This window comes from Chryseobacterium sp. CBTAP 102, from assembly GCF_003201365.1.
GTDB classification, from domain to species: Bacteria; Bacteroidota; Bacteroidia; order Flavobacteriales; family Weeksellaceae; genus Chryseobacterium; species Chryseobacterium candidae.
In genome coordinates this window covers 198,459-215,915 of the sequence record NZ_QICX01000002.1, presented here as the reverse complement: position 1 = coordinate 215,915, position 17,457 = coordinate 198,459, and the positions used below count along the sequence as shown (strand labels likewise).

The window sequence follows — 17,457 nt, the reverse complement described above, 5'->3', positions numbered from 1 at the left end:
TTTATTATTTTCGAATTTAAAGTTAAAAAAATTAATTAATTATTGGGATTACATGGCTCTTTTGTGAGTCACCAGAATATGGGAATCCTCACTTCTTTCGTAATCTCTGTATGAAGTTTTAAAGCCTATAAGCTCTACAGTAATGTCTTGTTCCTTTGCACGGATATTGGCGAAATCCTGAATCATTTCCAATACATCGGTTGCAATGTAGGAAGTGCTCCTTGCATCAATGATCACTGTAGAGTTTGGTTTTATGTTTTTAAGTGTTTTTTTGATGGCTGCCTTATTTAAAAATGATACTTCTTCAGCAAGCTTGATATTGATTCCATCAGCATCATCCAACCTTTCTCTGCTTAAATAATAAGCTCTTTTCATATTTCCCTGAAGAATATAGAAAACGGAGATGGCAAGACCAATTCCTACTCCTTTTAACAGGTCTGTTGCCACTACAGCTACAACGGTTGCCACAAACGGAATAAACTGATATTTTCCTAAGTGCCAGAAATGTTTGAACGTAGCCGGCTTTGCCAGTTTATATCCTACTAAAATTAATACCGCAGCCAGTGTAGCTAATGGAATTAGATTTAAAACAACAGGAATAGAAAGTACGCAAATCAATAAGAATACACCATGAATAATAGTTGACATTTTAGAGGTTGCTCCCGCATTGGCATTCGCAGAACTTCTTACCACAACGGAAGTCATTGGAAGTCCGCCAATAAAAGAACTGATAAGGTTTCCAATTCCCTGGGCCTTAAGCTCAAGATTGGTATCTGTAATTCTTCTTTGTCTGTCCAGCCGGTCGGAAGCTTCAATACAAAGTAAAGTCTCAATAGATGCCACAATAGCAATTGTTGCTCCTACGATCCATACCTTTGGATTCGTGAAACCATTAAAGTCCGGAGTGGTGATCAGATTTTTAAAATCATCAAAAGACTGTGGAACCGGTAAAGAAACCAAATGCTGGGTTTCGATAGCCAGAGAACTTCCGGACATCTTAAAGAGCTGATTTAAAAGAATACTTGCAATTACAGCAACCAATGCTCCCGGAAGCATTTTCATCCTTTTCAGTACATGGATTTTGTCCCATGCAATAAGGATTGCTACAGAAATTAAAGTAATAACAATGGCACCCGCATGGATCGCTCCAAATAATTCTGTAAAATAGCCGAAATTCAGGCCATTGTCAAAAATAGATTCATGACCTTCATAATCTTTGTCGAATCCTAATGCATGCGGAATCTGTTTTAAAATAATAATGATTCCTATGGCAGCAAGCATTCCTTCAATGACGTTATTCGGGAAATAGTTGGAAATACTTCCAGCTCTTACAAACCCTAAAATCAATTGAATAAGTCCTGCAATAATCCCTGCACAAAGAAAAAGTTCAAATGCGCCAAGATCTGTTATTGCTGTTAAAACGATAGCTGTCAGACCTGCAGCAGGCCCGGAAACTGAAATATTTGAATTACTGATTGTTCCTACTACCAGGCCGCCTACGATACCGGCAATAATACCGGATAATGGTGGCGCACCTGATGCTAAAGCAATTCCTAAACACAACGGAAGTGCTACTAAAAATACCACGAGTCCTGAAGGAAAATTTTCCTTGATTCCTCCTATTAATGATGTCTTTTTCATAATGTGAAGCTGTAAGGGATAACCGGCTTATCTGTTTTTTAATAAGTCAGTTATAAAAAAGTGAAAAAAAATTTTAAAGTACGTGTGTATCCTATATCACAAAATGATATGGAAATGGTATCAAAAAAATCTAACTATAGGAGTTACGCTTCCGGAGGAGGAGAAAATATGGTAAGTAATGGGGAAAGATGAAAAGAATCATCAATCAGAACAAAAGACATGCCCTGAACATCTGGTTCTGAAAACTTCAGATAATCAAATACATCTAAAGGTTTCGGAATGGTCTTTTCGTAAACAATGAATGAGGAGGGGTGAGAATGAGGTTCTTCTTCGTTGATTATTACATTCGTTCTTGCAATATCCCAGCCTGCAACTGCAGCAATGCCCGGCAGCGCTGTAAAATTCAGAAAAAACGTTAATACAATAATACTCCAGAATTTCATTTTATCTTCTTTTTAGAAAAACTATTTAGTCTTTCTGCTCATCACCCAATCCGAACTTGTAAGATTATAGATCTTTTGGATATCTTTTAAGATTTTCTCAAAATCAATCTCCAGATCAATGATTTTACCTGTTCTAAGGTCGAATACCCAACCGTGTACAATAGGATACTCTTCTAAAATGTATCTTTCCTGCACACAGGCCATTTTAATTACGTTGATGCACTGCTCCTGAACATTAAGCTCTACAAGTCTGTCATAACGCTTGTTTTCGTCCTGAATAGAATCCAGTTCCGCCTGATGTAATCTGTAAACATCACGGATGGTTCTCAGCCATGGATTTAATAACCCCATATCCTGAGGAGTCATTGCTGCTTTTACACCTCCACAATTATAATGTCCGCAGACAATAATGTGTTTTACTTTCAGATGTTCTACAGCGTATTGAATAACTGCTGTGGAACTCATATCCAAAGTATTAACAACATTGGCGATGTTTCTGTAAACAAATACTTCTCCAGGCTTTGCACCCATCAACTCTTCTGCCGTAGCTCTGCTATCCGAACATCCGATGTACAGATAATCCGGATGCTGAGTCTTAGCAAGTTCATGGAAGAAGTTGGGATCTTCAGCTATTTTGGACTCTACCCACTTTTTGTTGTTTTCGAAAATAACCTGGTACGATTGTGACATAATTTTAAGATTATATAATTATTTATTTCGTTTAAATTATTTCCAAAATCAATAGACCAAATCAATAATTATACAAAAATATACTTTTTGCTAAATAATTGAACACTTTTAACAAAGTTTAATATTAAAATATGCTTAAAATCATATCTGATATTCCAATATGCTTTGCAGTTTATGATCTATGGGGAAATCAAACGTTTAAAAAACACTAGATAAAATTACGAAGTATAAATCAGAATTTGTTATTTGTGAATTAAAATATTCGTAATTTTTTTGATAAAAAAAACAAAACTATCGAAATCGCTTGATTACAAAGAGTTTTTATTATTCCGGAAGCTGATTATATTCCATACTTCTCATATTCAGGTTTAAGTATTTATTCCCTTCATTTTTATAATGCTGAGGAGCTTCAAGACCCATATATTTCATGATCAGAGGATAAATATAAGTGGTTTGGGTCTGTTTTGTTTCGTGCCCTGTAATTCTATAGTTTGCAGGTACTTTATCTCCAAACCAAACAAAAAATGGTACCTGGGTAGATTCTTTAGAGTCTATATGCAATAATTTGTCACCCTGTATTTTAAGACCATGATCTGAAGCATAAATTATTACAGAGTTGGTGTTTTTCAGGGTGTTGAAAATATTTTTGAAAACATAATCTGTATATTTTATAGAGCTGTCATAGCAATTCAGATCACCCGAATTCCAGTTAGGAGGAAGTCTGTTACACGGATTTGGATGGCTTCCCATTATATGAAGAACTATAAATTTATCTTCCTTCTTCTGAATCACTTTTTTAAGCTCAGGAACAATTGCTTCATCATAGCCATTCACCCATTTTTTGTTTTTAGACATGGAAGCGATGGCTGTAATTCCTCTTGCACTTGCCTGTGTACTCAGCCAGAAAGAATTGTATCCGCTTTGATTCGCCATGTTGATGATATTATAGGATAGTTTGTCATAACGATATCTGAATTCATCCGGGTGGATACTGGATAGCATCAGTGGAACACTCAGGTTGGTAATGCCTGCTGGAGAAATGGCATGATCAAAAATCATCATATTACCGGCTTGTTCATCCGTATAAGGAGTTGTTTTTTTGTTATAACCGTATAATGACATGTTTTGTTTTCTTTCAGATTCTCCAATAATGAGAATGACGTTTTCTATTCCAGGCTGTATTTTTTTGATATTGAAGACCGGAACGTTCTTTTTTATTTCGTTAATGTCTCTCTGTATATTTAAAGCAGTATTGAAATCCGATAAATGATAGTATACATTCTTAATCATCTTACCACCTCCTTTATTGCTTACATATTTGTGTTTAAGATGATATCCAAAGGGCAGAATAAGCCACAGTAAAGCAATAATGATAAATTTAGCATCAAACCTGACTACATTTTTTTTAAGGTAAATCACAGAGTACAGTACCATTCCAAGGAAAATGAAGAACAGAATGCCTGGAAGAATAAACATATAAGACATACTCATTGCCTCATCAGGATTAGACTCAAGAATACTGATGGCCATTCCTACATTAAATCCGGAATGATAGATAAGAAAACAGGAAACTGATATCAGAAAGTTAATACTTAATAATATACAGAGAATAACAGAAATTATGGACGTATATTTATTCTTAAAAAGAAGTGCATTGAATACAAGAAACGAAGAAAACATAATTCCATATTCAAAAATATTCCGGATACTGTCCAGTTTTTCGGCTTCGAAAAGATTATCGAATATATAAGGAAATGATACCAAAAAACCTGTAAGGTATAATATAATAAGTAGAATGGGAACTATTTTTTTTAACATGGTTGTGTATTTCTGTGCTGTTGAGACCAATTTTATATCATCTTCCTCAAACGTTTCCAGATGTGAGTGTGTTGAATATCAGGGTTGTGTATTGTACAAAAATGAATTAGTGTCAGATAATAATTCTTAAATTTTGCAGATATTATATCAACTCAAAAAAGGAACTTTTGAAAATAAGTAGTTTCAGTTTATAGCGGTATGTTGTTTTTACGCTTTATAGAGTTGATTGCATGAGTAGGGATAAGGATGTTGGGTTTTCTGTTTTTTTTCATCAAAAAATTACTTTTTTATTAATAATTAAGTTGGAGTTGTGTTTTTACTGTCAAGCGATTTTTTTAGACAATTTGTATTGCATGATTGGCATTATCCTGATAGTAAAATGTGCTATTATGGATACAATCAGATGATTATGATGTTATCTTCTTAATCATATAATACACTTTTTCAAATGTACATGAAATTACCGATAAATACAAGTAGAATTTTTACTATAACTATTGGGTTTACTACACTTTACGGTTGATGTAATCCTTTGTTGCATCCGGTGTGTGGATAATTTTTGCCGGATTTCCTATGACAACAGAATCGGAGGGAACATCAAAGTTGACATAAGAATTAGGAACAATCAACACATTATTTCCAATGGTGATTCCTCCTACAATAACTGCATTGGTGCCTATCCATACTTCGTCGCCAATAACCGGATATCCTTCATTTTTTCCACGGTTTTGCTGTCCTATAGTCACTCCATGGGCAATATTGCAATTTTTCCCGATAACTGTTTTGGGATTGATGACAAGGCTTCCAAAATGTCCCAAATAAAAACCTTCGCCAATCTGAGTTTCAGGATAAATCTGAAATCCGTATTTGATCTGGTAATGTCTCAGTACAACCCTCCAGAAAGTATTTAAAATAGATTTCTTCTGATACTTCTGAGAGATTCTCAGAATGTACACAAAATGAAGATTGGGATGAATACATTTTTTCCAGATCTGAAATGTAGAAAGCCACTTTCCGCTTTCCCGGTAAAAGTCTTTTTGAATGATTGAATAATCAGCCATTATAAATATTTTTATACTTCGTCAATTATTTTCTGAAGATGTTCTACAGATTTTTCCAAAACAAACGGAAGTTCAGTTTCCGAGATCTGTTTTTTGTATTCTTCAGTGATGTTTTTATCCGTAAGAAACTTTTTCATTCCTTCATAAATCCCCTCTTCGGAATTTGGAGTGATATTCCCGAGTTTGCCATCCTGCAGAAGATCCCTGATTCCTGAAATATCTGTTGCAGAAATAGGCTTATTGAGAATCAGTGCTTCGGCAATAATGGTAGGAAATCCTTCATGTCTTGAAGACATAATATAGAAATCCGCCTTTTTCATATAAGGGTAGGGATTACTGCTGAAACCAAGCATTTTTGCAGTGTCCTGAAGACCGAGCTTATTGAGCTGATCCTGAATATTGTTAAAATCATACCCATCGCCAATGATCAAAAGATGATGCTTTAACCCTTCATCAACAAGCTTTTTATGTACATTAAGCAATCTGTCGTATCCTTTCTGAGGGTATACGGTTCCTACAGTTACAAAAGTTGGAAGATCATTGCTGAAGGGATAATCATTCACGTCAATATCCGCTTTTCTTAATGTATCATTTTTGTCAATCGGATTGAAGATCTTAATAACGGATGCTTTTTCAGCTTCATTTTTAGCCAAATTATGCATTCCTTCCTGAAGTTTGTTGGAGATTACCAGAATTCTGTCAAATCTGAAAAACTGTCTGATGACTTCAGGAGTATATTCTTTTAAATTAAAAATATCATTCTGTACCCAAATGATCTTTTTCGAATCTTTTTGGGGGCTGGAGAGAATTTCCTGATGCATGGCATGGATGGCAGCAATTTCTACATCATATTTTTTATTCTTTAAAATAAATTTATAGAGAAGGGAAGGGAACCAAAGAAACATTTTCTGATAAAGAACCCTATAGGCTTTCACAGGAATATCCTGCAGCCTGTTGGTGGTAATCATTTCTCCTTTTGTCAAATAGTACAGGGTCACCCATGACGGAACCTCTTTAATGTATAATCCTGAATAGAGATTTACCAGAAGATCAACTTCATACTTATCAGCAGGCAGATTCTTCAGAAAGTTGATTAACACTTTCTCAGCACCACCATGACGTAATGAACCTATACGAATGAGGAGTTTTTTCTTTTTCAATTTGTTTTTTTCTTTTTTATAATTTTTTACAAGATTAAATTTATTTAATTTTTCTTGCTTTTTTATACTTGTGAGGAAGATTTTCTTTGATATAGGCATCCAGTTTCTTTCTGTCTTTTTCCAGTTCACGGGGATATTCCGGATTATTTTTAAGAACAATATCACCATAATCTTCAATGGTACACAAGAATTGAGCAGGGTTTCCTATAAAGACGGTATTATCCGGCATAGACTGTGACAACACAGAGTTCGCTCCTAAAATACAGTTGTTTCCAATCTGAACATCCTGCATAATCACACAATTAAGCCCGATAGTGCAGTTGTTTCCGATTTTTATTCTTCCCAGTATTCTTGCATCTTCATAGCCCGGAAGTTTTCTGAGCAGAGTAGTCGTTCCGCCATGGTTTACAAACCTTACATCTCCGGCAATGTTTACATTATCACCAATTTCGATAAGGTAAGGTTCAGTTCCGAAATACACTTTATCAGGCATATTAAAGTTTTTTCCTACCTTCATACCTCTGTATTTTGCCACTTCAAGGCTGCCCCTGTTCAAAAAAGTATGATAGAGGGAGTCTATTTTTAATAGGATTCTGAATATAAAAATCATCACAAGTGTAAATTTGTTTTCGTTACTTTTGCAAAGAAAGAGAAATTATTAATATGATGAAAATTTCAAAAATAGAATATTACCTGCCTCAGCAGGTGTTAACTAACGAGGATCTTGAAAAGCAGTTCCCTGAATGGAGCTCCGAACGTATTCAGGAGAAAGTAGGTATTTCCCAACGCCATATTTCTTCTGACGGCGAAACCGTACTGGATATGGCTGTACAATCTTCAGAAAAAATTTTCGAAAACTATGACAGGAACAAAGTAGATTTTATTTTGTTCTGTACCCAAAGTCCGGAGTATTTTCTTCCTACAACGGCCTGTATTTTGCAGGACAGATTGGGGCTTAGAAAAAATATCGGAGCTATAGATTTTAACCTTGGCTGTTCAGGATTTGTTTATGGATTAGCCTTTGCAAAAGGGCTGATTGCCGGTGGAATTGCAAAGAGTATTCTTCTGGTAACTTCAGAAACATACACCAAACATATTCATCCCGATGATAAAGGCAACCGAAGTATATTCGGAGATGCCTCTGCCTCTGCTATTATTGAAAAAGCTGAAGGTAATGATTATCAGTTCTGTCTGGGAACAGACGGAAGCGGTGCGGAAAATCTTATGGTGAAAAAAGGAGCATTTAAAAAAGACTTTGAACTGAATCCTGAACACGAATTCGGCCCTGAGAATATTTATATGAATGGCCCTGAAATTTTTAATTTTACAATTGAAAATATTCCGGGACTGGTAAAAGAAACATTGGAAGTGAACGGAATGACTATGGATGATATTGACCATTTTGTTTTTCATCAGGCCAATTCTTTTATGCTGAATTATTTAAGAAAGAAAACAAAAATACCGGCAGAAAAGTTTTATATTGACATGGAAAAAACCGGTAATACCGTTTCTGCAACAATTCCTATTGCTCTTAAAAATATCATGGATAAAGGAATGCTAAAAGAAGGAGATAAGGTTTTAATGGCAGGATTTGGAGTTGGATATTCATGGGGTGCCACTATTATGGAAATTTAAAATAACAAACATTTAAAATTATAAAATATGAAAACATCCGTTTTTTTAGAAAAACTACAGGAGGAACTGGAAGAAGATGAAACATTGACTACTGAAACGAACCTGAAATCTTTAGAAAGCTACGATTCTATAAGCTTACTTTCTGTTATTGCGTTTGTAGACGAAAATTTCAGCAAGAAAATTGATACCAAGCATTTTAAAGATATTGAAACCGTTTCAGATCTGATGAATGTTATAGGAAAAGAAAATTTTGAAGATTAATGGATGCTTTCTCATTAAAAAATAAAATTATTCTCATTACAGGCGCTTCTTCCGGAATTGGGAGAAGCTGTTCTGTAGAATGCAGCAATAGCGGTGCAGATCTTATTCTTGTAGGAAGAAATCAGGAAGAACTGATGAAAACCGTTTCTATGCTCAATCCTGAAACAAAAGTTGAAACCATCACTGAAGATATTACCCAATCTGAAAACCTTGAAGCAGTTATTGCGGATAAAGTTTCAATTTTAGGTAAAATATCGGGATTTATTCATTGTGCCGGTATCGAAAAAACATTACCATTAAAAAAGCACAATCCTCAGCTGTATCAGGACATATTTGCTGTTAATGTCATTGCGGGACTTGAAATCGCTAAAATTTTATCTTTAAAAAAATATAAAGATGAAAACTCCAGTTTCGTATTTATCTCTTCTGTTGCGGGAATGATAGGAGAGGCCGGAAAAGCGGCTTATTCTGCCAGTAAAGGAGCTGTAATCTCCGGAGCACGTTCTTTGGCTATGGAACTTTCAAGAAGTAATATTCGTGTCAACAGCATAAGCCCGGCGATGGTAAATACTCCGATTTTAGAGAAGATGTTTGAAAATATCGGCGAGGAAGCTTCATCAGAAATCATAAAAAAGCATCCGCTGGGAATAGGTGAACCTAAAGATGTAGCGAATGCCTGTATTTTTTTACTGTCCGATGCCTCAAGATGGGTCACAGGCACCAACCTGGTGATAGACGGAGGATATTCTGCACAGTAACTTACTTTTTGTGTAAAGTTTCTATAATATGTTCTATGCTGTCAAATATTTTCTTATTATCAAACTGACTTTCAATTGTTTTAAGGTTCTCTCTGATGTGGAGAACAAGGCCAGGATCGGTAAGGAATGTTTTCATCGCTGAATACATTTCATCAATTTCATAATTGATGAGGTATCCTGTTTCACGGTCCCTGATCATCAATCCTACATCTCCTACTTCTGTTGCAATAATAGGTTTCTGAAGAATTAAAGCTTCAGCAATGACCAATGGCCATGCTTCAGATTCTGAAGGAAGAACAAAATAATCCGCTTTTTTGATGTAAGGATAAGGATTCATTTGATTTCCGGCCAGAATAAATGTTTTTTCAACATTATTTTTGGCTGCCTGTGCCTTGAGGTTGTTCATTTCATCACCGTCACCAATAACAATGATGCTGTGATGAAACCCTTCATCTATAAGCTTTTTATGAGCGTCAATAAGCTTATGATATCCTTTTCTTGAATGAAGTCTTCCAATAGACGCAAAAACAGGTCCTTCAGGGAAATTTTCAAGGTTTTCTTCTGCCTTACGTTTAATTTCATCAATAGGGATAGGATTAATGATAACGCTTTCAGCCGGATAATTAAGATTAGGGTAATGCTGATGCATCATATCTTTTATCTTGTGGGAACAGTATACCATATGGTCAAATTGCGGAAAGCTCTTTAGTATGTTCGGCACTAAAGGCTGAAATTTCGGTACATTAATTTCAGAGTGAAACCATCCGATTTTTTTTGAATTCTTATTGGTTGAATTCAGAATGACATCATAGTCCCTGTAATCCATCCCGATTTCAATATCAAAAGTATCATTGATAAGACGGTCTGCGATGGCAGGGATATTTTTCAGTTTTCTCAGCTTTATTCTTCTTTTAACGAGCTGAAGTTTCTGTAAAAGAGAATTGCTGGAAAAATCTTCTTTTCCATCAGTAAGGTATACTTTTCTGATATGCTTCGGAAGTTCATCACGCAGTTTTCCCTGGTTGAGGGTAAGGCATACCGTCATTTCAAATTTGTCAGGATCAAGGTTGTTGAGCAGTCCCAGTAATACTTTTTCTACGCCTCCCATTTCCATGGAGCGGTGCCTGAACAAAATTTTTATTTTTTTTTCTAACATTATCCGAAGATTGATTGTAATGTAATTTTTATCTTTTTCTTGATTCGGAAAGGCAATTGATGCTGATACTGCAGCAGCGCGAATATTTCATCTGAATCTGTATACTTTTCAGGAACTTTTTTCCCATTGATGGTACTAAGCCCTCTGCGCTTCATGGTGTTGAAAATCACCTGAGCAAAATATTCATGGGATTTCTTTTTATTGTCATTCTGAGAAATGCCGCCCTGATGGGTTCGGTAAAGATAGTTCGTTTCATTAATAAAATGAACATTCCCTTTTTCATACATTTTAAGGTATAAATCCTGATCTTCCCCTATTTTTAAATTAGGGTTCATTTTTTCTGTTTGCTCATACACTGCTTTTCTGAAGCTTACAAAATGAGCAATCTGAATCGGGAAATTAAAAAAACAGGGATCTCCATTCGGCACCTGCATAGCTGATCTGAACGGAGCTATAGGCTTCAGATTCTGATCACACGTCATAAACCTTGAGTAGGTAAGGACTGTGTTTTTTCTAGTCTGAAAAATCTCCATACATTTTTGAACAGCGGTAGGAGAGATGGTATCATCAGGATCCAGAAAGCCACAGATTTCCCCTTCGGCCAGTTCAATCAGCTTGCTTTTTGTAACTCCTACACCGGAGTTTTTTTCATTTTCAAAAAACCTGAATCTTTTGTCCTTTGAAATCATTTCCTGTATTATTTTCTTCTCGTTGTCAGAAGAGGCATCGTCTAAAATTACAGCTTCCCAGTTTGTATAGGTCTGCTGAAGAATACTTTCAAAACAGTCTTTAAAAAAAACAGCGTTGTTGTAATGGGCAATAAGGATAGAAAACTTCATGACCGTTCTTTGAATATTAAATCCTGATGGTTGATAACTGTGGTATTGGACGGAATATCTTTATGAATCACACATCCAGCTCCGATGATACAGTTGTCCCCAATAGTAACACCTTTTAAGACGGTCACATTACTTCCAAGCCAGCAGTTATTTCCTATTTTGATGGGAGCCGTAGTAAACTCAGATGAAAGCAGCCTAAATTCCGGCTGAGTCTGGTAAGCATGGTTGTGGTCATACAGCTTTACCCCTTCTCCGAACAACGTATTGTTTCCTATTGAAATCCTGTCAAGACAATTGATTGAGCAAAAATTATTCATGAAAAAATGATCTCCAATTTCTAAAATAGCATTCTGCTGCACAAGAATATGTACATAATTTCTGAAACTCAAAGAATTCCCAAGCGTAACATTTTTTAAATTTTCGTGCAGAATAAAATGATTGCTGATCCCAAGCCTTATTCCCTTAAAAGAAACATTAGGGTGTTTTTTGAGACGAGAAATCTGGCTTTTTCGTTGAATTTTTGCTAAAATTTCATCAAGCATACTTAAATTTATTTTCACATTTGCAGTCTACAAATATAATTTGTTTTATATAATTATAATAATAAATCTTATTTTTGTGCCTTAAAATTAATACTTTATACGAAATAAAACAGCCTTCAGAGTTGTAGTTGCTGTGTTTTGATAAAGTAAAGCATCCTGTGTTCTGTGAAAATAAGTCAGATTACATTTACCCGATTTGTTGCTGCAATGGCAATTGTTATTTCTCATTTCAGTAAAGATCTGTTTTTATATAAGATAGATTACATTTCCAATCTTTTTTTGAGGGCCAATGTCGGTGTAAGCTATTTCTTTATCCTTTCAGGATTTATTATGATTATTGCTTATCATAAGAAAGATAAAATTGATTGCCTGGAATTTTATAAAAACAGGTTTGCCAGGATCTATCCACTTTATATGCTTGGTCTTTTGCTCTATTTTATGACAAGATATGAGATGTTCGATTGGTGTAAGCTGATTCTATATGGATTGGGCATTCAGAGCTGGATACCCGGAGAAGCAATGATTCTGAATTTTCCGGGATGGTCGATTTCCGTAGAGTTCTTTTTCTATCTGCTTTTTCCGGTCTTATATAATTATTTTTATGTCAGGAAAAACAAAATGATCTGGGTATTTGCCATTGGTCTTTGGTTAATTACTCAGGTGTTTTCTAATCTTTACCCGGTGTATGGAGCTTATGAAGGGCCTCATACCAAAAGCCATGAGTTTCTGTATTATTTCCCTTTCTGGCATCTTAATGAATTCCTGATCGGAAATCTTGCAGGAATATATTTTGTGAAAAATTACAGGCAGAAAAATTATGATTACCACGTTATCGCAGTCTTTTTACTGATCCTTCTTTCCCTGATGTTTGTCCCGCTTTTCTATCATAATGGTTTGATGGCATTATTTTTTGTTCCTGCAATTTTTCTTATCTCTGCTAATAATGGCAGGGTTACAAGGTTCTTTTCATTGAAACCACTGGAATATCTGGGAGAAATAAGCTATGGTATATACATCACCCATATTCCTGTGCTTTATCTTGTAAGGGAGTTTTTAAAATGGAGGGATTACAGATTCAGTATTGATCTGGTATTTTTGATTTACATTCTCGTAATGCTGTTGAGTTCCGCAATCTTTTATCAGTTGATAGAAAAGCCGATGCGCAATCTTTTAAGAAAGATTCATTTTGCAAAACACTAATATCCGGATGGATGTTTTTTAAACTATATATTTAGTTTAAGAGTATAATCAGAACAGATCATTTCTGAAATTGATATTGTACAGTCCTGAGCGTATGCTTTTATAATCTGTAAACAGATACTTTGTGATCATTCCCCATTTTTTCAGAAGTGGAGCATTGGCTATCTGAAAACTTCTGTATACACGTTTGATGTGAAGTTTGATATCTTCAGGAATACTATTTTCATTTTCTGCCCAATGGTTCACTTCCTTCCATAATACAACCCGTGTGGAAGCCGGTTTTACTTCTCCTGAATCTACTTTGGTAATTCTGTTATTCTCATGAACACCTCTCACGGCTACGGCTTTGTCAAGAATTCCCGGATACAGATTCAGATAGTAGGAGAGTCTGAATAAGAATTCAGTGTCCTGGTGAAGCTTTAAATGGGTTTTGAAAAAGTACTCCATATGCTGTAAAGAACTTTTACGGATCGTCAGGGCATCAATACTGAAAAGTCCGAAAGTTCCCCTCATATTGAGCTGTCCCGGGAACACGTCTTTAGGAGGATGTTCTTTATACACTGTAGTGAGGCGGTCTCCAAAAACCTTATAATACTGTTCTTTTGCCTTTTCAGAATAATAATGAACCCCTATAGCACCATATACTCCATCTACTTCATGATTGATGAAAAGCTTTTTTTCTGCATCAAAACGGTTAGGAAGATAGTAGTCATCCGCATCAAGGAAAGCAATAAAATCTCCTTCTGCCTTTTCCATTCCTAAATTTCTGCTGGCACCTGCTCCGTGATTTCCTTTATCAGGATGCTGATAGAGTTTTACTCGGTCATATTTTTCAGCGAGTTCCCGGCAAACCTGCAGGGCATTGTCCGGAGATTTGTCTTCTACCAGTACTACTTCATATACTTCTTCGAATTGAAGAGCAGACTCAACGGCTTGAGAAACATATTTTTCAGCGTTATAGACGGGAATGATGACTGAAATTTTCATTATATTATGCTTTAATTTTGTGTTTTAATATTTGCTTTTTCAATGGTAATAATTTTTATTTTGGAACTAAAAAATTACCTTTCTATACAGGATTCCTATAAGAAGAAATTATGTCTGTTTTTATTATAAATAGTATGAATATAGTTTTTTTAGATATTCATCTGGTGATATTCCTGAGAAAAATTCTTCAGTAAAACTGTTGAATTCTATTTTATAAAAAGAACCTTCTTCTATCACTTCATAATCTGCTTTCTTATCCAGATGGGTTTCCAGCTGTGATAAAATTTCAGGTAAGGAATACTGGTAAGGATAAGCCAGATTGATAATCTCATTATTGAAATCTTCTGAATATCGACAGATAAATGAAGCAATGTCATCTGTACCGATGAGTATCCGCCTTGCATTGTTGTGCAGCATAAGTTTATTCTCCGAAAGTATAGAGTTTTTCAGGAAATTAATCAGGGTGTTAGGATTGCCACCATGTCCTACTGCATTTCCTACCCTGAAGATAACGAAATGTTGGCAAAGTTCTGCGATCAGTTTTTCAATCGTTAATTTATGGATTACGTAAGGGCTTCCTGTTTTTGTGGGATCATAAATACTACAGGTTGAAAAATAGAAAAATTTTTTGTCAGGATTTTGACTTACAACGGATTTCAGTAGTGAGATCTCCCTCTCGAATTCGGAAGCTTCTTTTTCCAGGGAGTTGGAAACTCCTGATGCGAAGAAGATAACATCGTCTTTATCATAAAACTTTAAGGCATTTGCCAAAATTCCATTACCTATAATCATGTATTGTTTTCTAATTAGATTTTGTTTTATTAATTTAAAAACTTAAAAATGGCTTAAAATTTTTTAAAAGCCCAAGCTTGTTTCCCAGTTCTGCACATCTGGGATTTTTATGTGATCCGGCTTATTGAGAGCCTGTTTGTATCTTCTTTCCTTCATTTTGATATGGGCCACCCAATACCCAAACATATTTTTTCGGGGGTGCCTGTGGTAAAAGTGCATTATTGTGATACACGTATTCATTAGTCATAAGACTGACCCAACGTTTTTATATGCCATATCTTAGAACAGGTTGCGGAGTAAGGTACTTATCATAACGCACAAAATCTGAATAAACCAAACCAGGTTTTAGGTAATCCAAATGTGATTTTAATATTTTTAGTGTATATAGAGTAAGATAAGGTTGGGAATTTACACCGGATAATAACCTTTAAAAAAGTTGCTGTTATTATGACCTGTTACTAATATAAAAACTAAGGGAACTGTTTATAAAAAATTTTTTCCTTGAGTGATAGATTGTTTTTTGTTATTGAGAATCATTTTCCAGTCTAACGAATTACAGGTCTTGAGATTGCCGTAATGATTTTTAAGCGATCTTAATCTGAATGTTAGTAAAGATTTTATTATCAATTTATAAGAATGAATATATATTTCCCTTACCGATTGTGTATCGTTAAATGGGTCTGAAAACATCACAGTTAATTTTCTTTCATAAAGCAGGGCGGAATTGTCAAAGTATTTATTTTCCACTCTGTATTCTCTGTCGTGATATATAACGGATTGCGGAACAATACCTATTTTCAGACCATGATACAATACTCTTTGGCAATAATTGTCATCTTCTCCATAATGATATAATGATGGATTAAATCCTCCCACTTTTTCGATACATTTTCGTGTTAATAACCAGGCTGCGGCATTTACAAAAGGCAATTCGTACGGCGGAGCTAGTTTTTGTAAAAATATATCTGAGTATAATTTTTTACACTTCGAAGGAATGATGTAATTTGAAAAAGCAAAGTCCAGTTCTGAACCATTTCCGTTGAGGTGCACAGGACTTAATATGCCGAAATCCGGATTTAATTTTGCAGTTGAAATCAAACAGTCAATAGTATTGGGTTCTATATAGACGTCTTGGTTCATTAAAAAAACATAATCTGAACCTTGGTCATATGCTTTTTTAATCCCGATATTATTTGCCTGTCCAAAACCTAAATTGGAAGACAATTTAATAAGTTCCACCTGAGGAAAGCTTCGTTCAATCAGATGAAGGCTATCATCGGTGGAGGCATTATCAATAATAATGGTATCTTTAATTAATCCTGCCTGATCAATGGATGATAAACAACGGTCAATCCATTTTTCCGAATTATAGTTTACAATAATTATTTTAACCATTTTCAATCTTTAGTTTAATGAATATGTATTTTGGGGGATTTTATTTTTTAGAAAATTCATTAGATAATGATGCACGTAAAAAATGATAATAATTTTTAAGTACTTATTTTTAATGATCTTGCATATTAGATTTATTTAACGGGTATAAATGAGTTTTTAAGCTGAAAAATGACAAAAGTTTTATAGGTAAGCTGTTTAGCCCATGTCTTTGCGTATAAAAATCTTAGATATGGGGCTTATCTAAATAAATTTATTAAAAAGTTATACATTCTATATAGTTTACTATTGTATATATTTTCCAGTTTTTTTTCGTAAAAGGTTTTTCTTTTTAAGAGTGAAATGTAGCTTGGGTAAAATTCATGAAAAAGAGCTTTGTGCTTTTCATAAATCATATTATAGATAATTTCTTTTTTGTCATCATTCTTAAAAATATCATTGTTTCTTGAACTACCAGCATGAGATCTATAATTGAAAACCGGATAATCTATTTTGGTAACAGGGAGGTTGCGGTGAGAAGAAATAAGGTGTATCCAGAATTCCCAGTCTTCAAGCCCATGTGTAAGTTCTTCATCATATATTATACCCTGATCGAAATATTTTTTTGGAAACATTGAAGTACAAAATAATTTATTTTGCAGTAATAATTCTTTAATATTGAATTTTTCATCTACTGTTGTTTTATTATTGATATGACCAAACATCATCGTATCTGAAAAAACAATCATTGTTTCTTTATTTTTAGTAAAAACCTCCAGCATTTTCTCTAATGCTAAAGGGTTTAGTGTATCATCTGCATCAAGAGGCAAAATATAGTCTCCTGTAGCTTGCTTTATTCCATTGTTTCGTGCACAGGACACTCCTTTGTTATTCTGATAAATATAGCGTATATTATGATTTATCAGTTTTTGAGCTACCTCTGATGAATTATCTGTGGAACCATCATCTATAATAATACATTCCCAATTTGTATAGGATTGAGCCATAATAGACTGAATACATTCTTCTAAATATAAAGCATGATTAAAGCAGGGAACTATAATTGAAACTTTACTTGTCATTTTTTAATAAGGTTTTTACTA

Annotated in this window: 18 protein-coding genes; 4 read left to right on the top strand and 14 right to left on the bottom strand. The window is 34.6% G+C overall.

The annotated features are described in order from the left end of the window. Window positions 1-48 precede the first annotated feature (48 nt). The 7 genes from C8D70_RS04320 to C8D70_RS04290 form a co-directional block, all read right to left on the bottom strand. Window positions 49-1,641, bottom strand: a complete 1,593-nt coding sequence (locus tag C8D70_RS04320; protein ID WP_076595976.1) for a SulP family inorganic anion transporter — start codon at window positions 1,639-1,641, stop codon at window positions 49-51. Window positions 1,642-1,784: 143 nt separating this feature from the next. After that, entirely contained in the window at window positions 1,785-2,084 is a 300-nt protein-coding gene (locus tag C8D70_RS04315; RefSeq protein WP_076595975.1) for a hypothetical protein, read from the bottom strand. Between the two features lie 21 nt (window positions 2,085-2,105). Beyond that, window positions 2,106-2,774 (bottom strand): carbonic anhydrase, encoded by a 669-nt coding sequence (locus C8D70_RS04310; RefSeq protein ID WP_076595974.1) that lies wholly within the window; start codon window positions 2,772-2,774, stop codon window positions 2,106-2,108. Between the two features lie 324 nt (window positions 2,775-3,098). Then, a complete protein-coding gene (locus C8D70_RS04305) occupies window positions 3,099-4,592 on the bottom strand; it encodes a phosphoethanolamine transferase (protein ID WP_110366485.1) in 1,494 nt (497 codons plus the stop codon). 506 nt (window positions 4,593-5,098) lie between these two features. Next, window positions 5,099-5,653, bottom strand: coding sequence for a serine O-acetyltransferase (locus C8D70_RS04300; protein WP_110366484.1), 555 nt, complete (start codon window positions 5,651-5,653; stop codon window positions 5,099-5,101). Between the two features lie 11 nt (window positions 5,654-5,664). Continuing rightward, window positions 5,665-6,813 (bottom strand): glycosyltransferase, encoded by a 1,149-nt coding sequence (locus C8D70_RS04295; RefSeq protein ID WP_110366605.1) that lies wholly within the window; start codon window positions 6,811-6,813, stop codon window positions 5,665-5,667. Between the two features lie 40 nt (window positions 6,814-6,853). Continuing rightward, window positions 6,854-7,330, bottom strand: a complete 477-nt coding sequence (locus C8D70_RS04290) for an acyltransferase (protein WP_228402518.1) — start codon at window positions 7,328-7,330, stop codon at window positions 6,854-6,856. 146 nt (window positions 7,331-7,476) lie between these two features. Here C8D70_RS04290 and C8D70_RS04285 point away from each other — a divergent pair, with 146 nt between their 5' ends. The 3 genes from C8D70_RS04285 to C8D70_RS04275 are packed head-to-tail and all read left to right on the top strand — an operon-like array spanning window position 7,477 to window position 9,467. Then, window positions 7,477-8,448, top strand: coding sequence for a 3-oxoacyl-ACP synthase III family protein (locus C8D70_RS04285; RefSeq protein WP_110366483.1), 972 nt, complete (start codon window positions 7,477-7,479; stop codon window positions 8,446-8,448). Between the two features lie 27 nt (window positions 8,449-8,475). Further along, on the top strand, window positions 8,476-8,709 hold the full coding sequence (locus C8D70_RS04280; RefSeq protein ID WP_047380387.1) for a phosphopantetheine-binding protein: 234 nt from the start codon (window positions 8,476-8,478) through the stop codon (window positions 8,707-8,709). Further along, entirely contained in the window at window positions 8,709-9,467 is a 759-nt protein-coding gene (locus tag C8D70_RS04275; RefSeq protein WP_076595969.1) for an SDR family NAD(P)-dependent oxidoreductase, read from the top strand. Before C8D70_RS04280 ends, C8D70_RS04275 begins: the two co-directional genes overlap by 1 nt. A 1-nt stretch (window position 9,468) precedes the next feature. Here the strand turns inward: C8D70_RS04275 and C8D70_RS04270 are convergent, their stop codons facing one another. Genes C8D70_RS04270 through C8D70_RS04260 form a run of 3 tightly spaced genes read right to left on the bottom strand, consistent with a single transcriptional unit; the run spans window position 9,469 to window position 12,004 of the window. Further along, entirely contained in the window at window positions 9,469-10,599 is a 1,131-nt protein-coding gene (locus tag C8D70_RS04270; protein WP_228407976.1) for a glycosyltransferase, read from the bottom strand. Between the two features lie 23 nt (window positions 10,600-10,622). Beyond that, window positions 10,623-11,462 (bottom strand): glycosyltransferase family 2 protein, encoded by an 840-nt coding sequence (locus C8D70_RS04265; RefSeq protein WP_110366481.1) that lies wholly within the window; start codon window positions 11,460-11,462, stop codon window positions 10,623-10,625. Then, a complete protein-coding gene (locus C8D70_RS04260; RefSeq protein ID WP_076595966.1) occupies window positions 11,459-12,004 on the bottom strand; it encodes an acyltransferase in 546 nt (181 codons plus the stop codon). The genes C8D70_RS04265 and C8D70_RS04260 overlap by 4 nt, the downstream gene beginning before the upstream one ends. A gap of 165 nt (window positions 12,005-12,169) precedes the next feature. Between C8D70_RS04260 and C8D70_RS04255 the strand changes: the two genes are divergently transcribed. Further along, window positions 12,170-13,204: an acyltransferase family protein gene (locus C8D70_RS04255; protein WP_146212850.1), complete on the top strand. Its 1,035-nt coding sequence runs from the start codon at window positions 12,170-12,172 to the stop codon at window positions 13,202-13,204. 48 nt (window positions 13,205-13,252) lie between these two features. Here C8D70_RS04255 and C8D70_RS04250 read toward each other — a convergent pair whose 3' ends face one another. From C8D70_RS04250 to C8D70_RS04235, 4 genes are all read right to left on the bottom strand, one after another. Further along, the gene (locus tag C8D70_RS04250) at window positions 13,253-14,191 is read right to left on the bottom strand and encodes a glycosyltransferase family 2 protein (RefSeq protein WP_110366479.1); all 939 of its coding nucleotides are present in this window, start codon (window positions 14,189-14,191) and stop codon (window positions 13,253-13,255) included. 123 nt (window positions 14,192-14,314) lie between these two features. After that, window positions 14,315-14,983, bottom strand: a complete 669-nt coding sequence (locus tag C8D70_RS04245; protein WP_076595963.1) for an NAD-dependent epimerase/dehydratase family protein — start codon at window positions 14,981-14,983, stop codon at window positions 14,315-14,317. A gap of 483 nt (window positions 14,984-15,466) precedes the next feature. Next, window positions 15,467-16,378, bottom strand: coding sequence for a glycosyltransferase family 2 protein (locus C8D70_RS04240; protein ID WP_076595962.1), 912 nt, complete (start codon window positions 16,376-16,378; stop codon window positions 15,467-15,469). A 236-nt stretch (window positions 16,379-16,614) separates the two neighbouring features. Continuing rightward, a complete protein-coding gene (locus C8D70_RS04235) occupies window positions 16,615-17,436 on the bottom strand; it encodes a glycosyltransferase family 2 protein (protein WP_076595961.1) in 822 nt (273 codons plus the stop codon). Between the last annotated feature and the right edge of the window lie 21 nt (window positions 17,437-17,457).